The sequence below is a fragment of the Rhodoferax sp. genome (genome assembly GCF_025354435.1).
GTDB lineage: Bacteria > Pseudomonadota > Gammaproteobacteria > Burkholderiales > Burkholderiaceae_C > Rhodoferax_B.
Genome location: NZ_JANXMU010000042.1, coordinates 37448 through 43713, shown reverse-complemented (window position 1 = coordinate 43713; position 6266 = coordinate 37448). Strand labels below are relative to the sequence as shown.

The following is a 6266-nucleotide window of genomic DNA, read 5'->3' as shown; positions in this document are numbered from 1 at the left end:
GCGCGGGCGGCGGCGTGTCAAACCACAGGTCGCCGTAGGGGTTGTCTTCTACCAGCGGCAGGCCCAGGCGCTCGGCACGCTCGATCAGCGCAGCGCGGCGGGCTTCGGGCATGGTGCGGCCCGTGGGGTTCTGGAAGTTGGGCAGCACGTACAGAAAACGACCGCCGGGGGCTTTGGCGGTCAGGTCGTCCAGGTCCACGCCTTCGTCGTCGCAGGCTACGCCCATCACTTGGGGCTCCATGGGTGCAAAGGCCTGCAGCGCGCCCAGGTAGGTGGGCGTTTCCACCAGCACTTTGCTGTCCTTGTCGATCAGTACCTTGCCGATCAGGTCCAGCGCCTGCTGCGAGCCGGTGGTGATCAGCACCTGGGCGGGCTCTACCTTCCAGGGCAGTTGGGCGGCCACGATTTCGCGCAGCGGGCCGTAGCCTTCGCTGGCGGCGTACTGCAGCGCGCCCTTGCCGTCTTCGCGCAGCACTTTTTCGCAGGCCGCTGCAAATTCGACCACCGGGAAGGTCTTGGGCGAGGGCAGGCCGCCGGCAAAACTGATGATGCCGGGGCGCTCGGTGACCTTGAGGATTTCGCGGATGACCGAGGAGTTCATTTTTTCGGTGCGGGCGGCGAGGGTCCAGGGGTTGCTCATAGTGATCTTTGTGCAAAAGGGGTAGAAGTAGATTGTCAGCTAAGCCAGTATGGGTGCGAGCGAGGCGACCAGTAAAACCGCCATGGTGCCGTTAAAAAACCGGCGGTAGCGCGGGATGCGCAGCCAGTGGCGCAGGCGGCTACCGCACAGGGCCCACAGGCTGATGGCCGGAATCCCCACCACGGCAAACCACGCGACAGCGCCCAGCACCAGCGCGTCGCCGCTGTGGGCGGGCACATAGCTGCTGAACGCGCCTACGGCCATCACCCAGGCTTTGGGATTCACCCACTGGAAGCCCGCCGCGCCCCAAAAGCCTAGCGGCTGGCTGGCATCCGCATCTTTTGGAGCCCCGGCGGTGGCCACGCCCCAGGCCAGATACAGCAGGTAGGCCGCGCCCAGCCATTTCAGCACCAGGTAGAGCTGCGGCACCTGCGCAAACAGCAGGCCCAGCCCCAGGCCCACCGCGGCCAGCAAAATGAAGAACCCGGTGGAAATGCCCGCCATGTGCGGCAGTGTGGCGCGAAAGCCGTGGTTTAAGCCCGAGGCCAGCAGCATCAGGTTGTTCGGGCCGGGGGTGATGGAGCTGACGAAGGCAAACAAGGTCAGCGCGGCGAAGAGTTGGGTATCCATACAAGCTCCTGACAATCAACGGACCGGCATGCGCTTGCTGGCAAACACCGTCGCAATGACGGCCAGGCCAAAGCCCACAGTCACCGCGTCCAGCGTTTCGCCCAGCAGGGGCACGGCAAACAGCATGCTCAAAAAGGGCTGCACCAGCTGCACCTGGCTGACGCGCACCGTGCCGCCCAGCGCCAGCCCCCGGTACCAGGCAAAAAAGCCCAGCCATTGCGAAAACACCGCCAGATAGGCAAAACCGGCCCAGGCGTGGACGGACACCGCCTGCGCGGGCTGCGTCCACAGTGCCACGGGCAAGGTGATCGGCAGGGCCAACACCAGTACCCAGCAGATCACGTGCTCGCCGCGCATGCGCTGCGCCAGGCGCCCACCAAAACCGTAGCCCACCGCGCCCAGCAGCATGGCCAGCAGCAGCAGGCTGTCGGCGGGCTGCAGGTGCAGACCGGTTTGCCCTGAATGCAGCATGGCAAACGCCACCACCATCGCACTGCCCAGCAGCGCGCACAGCCAGAAGCCGGTGGATGGGCGCTGGCGGTGCATCAGCGCACCCACTACCGCCGTGGCCAGCGGCAGTACACCGATGATCACACTGGCATGCACGGCCTCCACATGGCGCATGGCGATGGAGGTGAGCAGGGGGAAGCCAAACACCACACCGGCCATGGTCAGCAGCAACGGCACCCAGTCCTGCCGCTGTGGCCAGGGCGCGCGGGTGGCGAGTAAGAACAGCGCCGACAGCACCGCGGCCACGGTGGCCCGGCCCATGGCTACAAACACCCCGGACATCTGCGGCAGCTCGGGCGTGCCCACGGCCATGCGCGTCATCGGCAGGGTGAGGGCGAAAATGCCCACCCCCAGCAAGCCCAGCCACAGGCCACGGCGTTCGGCACCGCCTTGCGAGGACGGCGGCAGGGGGAGGGTCGCGTGGAGGGTGGTCATGGCGGTGTGTAGAACAAAGTGGGCATTCAATGTAGTTCCAATGCCAGTACACTAGCAGTACACTTTGTCAAATCAGTTTTTGAACTGTACTGTCCGTAAGGCCAGCACACAGGAGCCACCGCCATGTTGATGAAGACCGCCGACCAGACCCTCACCGAGCAGCTCGCCAGCCATTTCGCCGAACGCATCCGCAGCCGCCTGCTGGCCGCGGGTGCGCGCCTGCCCTCGGTGCGCCAGTGCGCCCAGCAGCAGCAGGTGAGTGCCTCCACCGTGGTGGCGGCCTACGACCGGCTGCTGGCGCTGGGCTTGGTAGAGGCCCGCAAGAATCGGGGGTTTTATGTGCGAGACCTTATGCAAAATGGGGCTCCAGCGCAGGATCTGTATGCGCTAAAAGCTACACAATCCATAGCAAATCCGGCGCGCCGTCCCATCGACGCCACCGCCTTGATGCGCGGCATGTTCCAGGGTGACAGCGACACCCCCCAGCCCGGCATGGGCGTGCTGCCGCCCGACTGGCTGGCCAACAGCTTCATGCCCGCCGCGGTGCGCCGGGTGGCCGCGGGCACAGCCGACTTTTCGCGCCGCTACGGCGATCCGGCGGGCGACCTGGGCCTGCGCCAAAGCCTGTCCAAAAAGCTGCTCGGCCTGCACGTTCCTGCTGCGCCCGAGCAGATCATTACCACCGTGGGGGCTACCCACGCGCTGGACATCGCCAGCCGCACCCTGTTGCGCGCCGGTGACTGCGTGATGGTCGAAGAACCCGGCTGGGCGGTGGAATTCGCCCGGCTGGAGGCCATGGGCATGCGCATCCTGCCGGTGCCGCGCAATGCCGACGGGCCGAACCTGGAGGTCATGGCCCGCTACTGCGAGCAACACGCGCCCAAGCTGTTTGTTAGCGTGAGCGTGCTGCACAACCCTACCGGCTTTTGCCTCACCCCCGGCAGCGCGCACCGGGTGCTGACCCTGGCCAACGCCCACGATTTCTACATCGTGGAAGACGACACCTACAGCCACCTGGCCCCCGCGCACGCCACCCGCCTGTGCGTGCTGGACGGCCTGCAGCGCACCCTGTACGCCAGTGGCTTCTCCAAAATCCTGGCCCCCGGCTGGCGGGTGGGCTTTCTGGCCGCCCCCACCGCCCTGGTGGACCGGCTCACCAACACCAAGCTGCTGGCCACGCTGACCACTCCGTCCCTGCTGGAAAAAGCCCTGGCCTGGTGCATCGACCAGGGCCAGCTGCGCCGCCACTCCGAGGGCGTGCGCGCCCGCCTCGACCAGGCCCGCACCCGCAGCACCAAGCTGGCCCTGGCCGCAGGCTGCACGTTCGCGTCCGAGCCCGCCGGCCTGTTCGGCTGGGTCGAGACGGGCGTAGACACCGATGCCCTGGCCCAGCGCATGCTCGACGAGGGTTACATGCTGGCCCCCGGTGCCTTGTTCCACGCCAGCCGCCAGCCCAGCAGCCTGATGCGCATCAACTTTGCGAACACGCAGGACGCGGCGTTTTGGAAGGTGTTTGCGCGGGTGCGGGGCTGAAGTGGGCGAACTGCGCGTGGATTGTGTGCCGCCGCTATTACTGCATCCATCGCGCGTAGTATTCGGGGCTCGAGCTCTGCCGAAGCGGTCACAACGTCATGCAACCCCGGCTACTCAATTTAAAAAAGTATTGATCTGATGGCGCCTGATTCCACTTCCCATTCGCGACGCTCCTGGGTGGCCACTTGGGCCGCAAGTCCCCAGCCCGTCTGGCCTGCAAACTTCCCGGTTGCCATCGGCTTGCCACGCCAACTTTGGAACCAAACCGTGCGCCAGACTGCGCGCATCAGCATTGGCGGCGAGCGGGTGCGCATCGTGGTGTCCAATGCCTATGGTGACCAGCCGCTGGTGGTTGGCGCAGTTGAACTTGCCTTGGCCCGTAGCCCTGCGGCTATCGTCGCTGGATCCAGCCAGACGCTGCGCTTTGACGGCCAGCGTGGAACGGTAATACCGCCTGGAGCCATCGCCATCAGTGACCCGTTGGCGTGGCCCGTAGCGCCGTTGGCCAGCCTGGCGATCAGCCTCTACTTGCCTGAGATTACGCCGACTGCAACCCTGCATTTCGATGCCCGCCAGACCGCCTGCATTGCCGCTGGCGATGTGGTTTCACAGGCCGAGCTGACGACTGAGACCAGCTTCACTTCGCGGCTTTTCCTGAGTGCCGTGTGGGTCGAGGCCCAGGCTGCGGCGCGCGCGGTGGTGGTGCTGAGCGATTCGATCGCCGATGGCGACGGCTCGACGCCCGATGCCAATCGGCGCTGGCCCGATGTGCTGGCCGAACGCTTGCTGGCAGCCGGTGGAGCGCCCGTGGCGGTGCTGAACCAAGGTATCTCGGGCGGGCGCGTGCTGGCTGACGGCATGGGGGTTAATGCGTTGGCGCGGTTCGACCGGGATGTGCTCGCGCAGCCGGGTGTTGACACCATGATTCTGATGCTGGGCCTCAACGATATCGGCTGGCCAGGGGGGGTGCTTGCCCCGGCCGCACCCCTGCCAACGGTGGCCGCCCTGACGGGTGCCTACCGCCAGTTGATAGCCCGTGCCCATGCCCATGGTTTGCGCGCCATCGGCGCAACGTTGACGCCGTTTGCCGGAGCGTTATGCGACGGGCCGTTTGCCTATTTTTACGACCCAGCAAAGGAGATATTGCGCAGCCAGGTCAACGCATGGATACGTGAGTCCGGCCAATTTGATGCGGTCATTGACTTCGACGCGGCAGTGCGCGACCCGCAGTCGCCGACCCGGCTGCGCCCGGAGTTCGATTCGGGGGATCACTTGCACCTGCAAGACCGGGGCTACGCCGCCATGGCCGCGCATGTCGATTTGGCCCTGCTGCGGGGCGTCTGAATTTAACTTCACGGAGGCGGGAAAACCCCCATATAAGTAAAAAAAGTAAACGATTACCATCCGTTCACCAAACAACTTTGCCACTGAAAATAGCGTGTCGTGAAAAGGGTTGGCTGCAGGAATCAGGTAGGGCAGCAAAACAGGACCGGCCGTTTCGTAAAAAAAGTAAACGATTACTTTGGCTCGGAACAGTTTTGATTGCGACGTGCAATCAAAACTGAACGGGTCGGATTCTGTCAAACCGCATTTAAACGGCAAAGGATGGTTGCAAAAAAGTAAACGTTTACTAAAACCGATTGTGCAATGAAAAGGATCTCTGATGAAGCGCTGGAAACTGGGTTATCAAACTAACTGCTGGGGCCCTATGGGCGGTGATGCTGTTGGCGTCACATCAGCCACCCGTCTGACCTATCGCACCTATGCCGACATGGGGCGCGCCATTGCCGAAATCGCCGAGGCCGGCTTCGACGGTGTCGAGATGTTCGACGGTAACCTGCTCGACTACCAACCGGTCGAATTGCGCCGCCTGCTGGATGCGTCCGGGGTGCAACTGGTAGCGTCATACAGCGGCTGCAACTTTATCTTTCCCGACCTGCTAGAGGAAGAGCTGGCGCGCATCGACCGGGTGTCTGCGGCCACCGCCGAAGTCGGCGGAAAGTACATTGTGTTGGGCGGTGGAGCCCAGCGCGCCGCGGGTATCCGCGAGGGCGACTACGCACTGTTGGGTGCGGCGCTAAACCAGGCCGCCGCCGTTGCCCGCAAGCATGGCATCAGCGCACACTACCACCCCCACCTGAGCACCATCGTCGAAACCCCCGAGCAGGTGCGCAAGATCTTCGCGCAGACCGATATCGGTTTCTGCCCGGATACCGCCCACTTGGCCGCCGGTGGCGCCGACGTGCCAGCGCTGATCGAAGAGTTTTTCGACCGCATTACCTATGTGCATATGAAGGGATGGCAGCGCACGCCCTTCCGTTTCACGCCACTGGACCAGGGCGACCTCGACACGCACGCCATCCTGGCCAAGCTGGAGGAACTGAAGTTCGAAGGTTGGATCACTACCGAGCTTGACGAATGGTCCGAACCAGCGGCCGCGGCGCAGCGCACGCGCAAGTTTTTTCAGGACTTCGAGGTGACACAAAAAAATTAGGCCTGGACCTCCAGGCGTTTATCA

At 64.2% G+C, this 6266-nt stretch carries 6 protein-coding genes; 3 read left to right on the top strand and 3 right to left on the bottom strand.

What is annotated here, in order from left to right:
* From Q0T48_RS11170 to Q0T48_RS11160, 3 genes are all read right to left on the bottom strand, one after another.
* Window positions 1–640: PLP-dependent aminotransferase family protein (locus Q0T48_RS11170; protein ID WP_295956293.1), on the bottom strand; the 640-nt coding region annotated here is incomplete at its 3' end.
* A 39-nt stretch (window positions 641–679) separates the two neighbouring features.
* Window positions 680–1270: a LysE family translocator gene (locus Q0T48_RS11165; protein ID WP_295956291.1), complete on the bottom strand. Its 591-nt coding sequence runs from the start codon at window positions 1268–1270 to the stop codon at window positions 680–682.
* A 15-nt stretch (window positions 1271–1285) separates the two neighbouring features.
* Entirely contained in the window at window positions 1286–2215 is a 930-nt protein-coding gene (locus tag Q0T48_RS11160) for a DMT family transporter (RefSeq protein WP_295956289.1), read from the bottom strand.
* Window positions 2216–2338: 123 nt separating this feature from the next.
* Here Q0T48_RS11160 and Q0T48_RS11155 point away from each other — a divergent pair, with 123 nt between their 5' ends.
* The 3 genes from Q0T48_RS11155 to Q0T48_RS11145 all read left to right on the top strand — a co-directional run bounded on the left by Q0T48_RS11155 (window position 2339) and on the right by Q0T48_RS11145 (window position 6242).
* Window positions 2339–3748 carry a PLP-dependent aminotransferase family protein gene (locus Q0T48_RS11155; protein WP_295956287.1) on the top strand — a complete coding sequence of 470 codons (1410 nt, stop codon included), beginning with the start codon at window positions 2339–2341 and terminating at the stop codon, window positions 3746–3748.
* A 267-nt stretch (window positions 3749–4015) separates the two neighbouring features.
* Window positions 4016–5092, top strand: coding sequence for an SGNH/GDSL hydrolase family protein (locus tag Q0T48_RS11150; RefSeq protein ID WP_295956284.1), 1077 nt, complete (start codon window positions 4016–4018; stop codon window positions 5090–5092).
* A 319-nt stretch (window positions 5093–5411) separates the two neighbouring features.
* Window positions 5412–6242, top strand: coding sequence for a sugar phosphate isomerase/epimerase family protein (locus Q0T48_RS11145; RefSeq protein ID WP_295956282.1), 831 nt, complete (start codon window positions 5412–5414; stop codon window positions 6240–6242).
* The last annotated feature ends 24 nt before the right edge of the window (window positions 6243–6266 follow it).

Bases quoted from the DNA above. Each gene is read 5' to 3' on its own strand.
- Q0T48_RS11165 (WP_295956291.1), bottom strand. From the start codon at position 1,270: ATGGATACCCAACTCTTCGCCGCGCTGACCTTGTTTGCCTTCGTCAGC.
- Q0T48_RS11155 (WP_295956287.1), top strand. From the start codon at position 2,339: ATGTTGATGAAGACCGCCGACCAGACCCTCACCGAGCAGCTCGCCAGC.
- Q0T48_RS11160 (WP_295956289.1), bottom strand. From the start codon at position 2,215: ATGACCACCCTCCACGCGACCCTCCCCCTGCCGCCGTCCTCGCAAGGC.
- Q0T48_RS11145 (WP_295956282.1), top strand. From the start codon at position 5,412: ATGAAGCGCTGGAAACTGGGTTATCAAACTAACTGCTGGGGCCCTATG.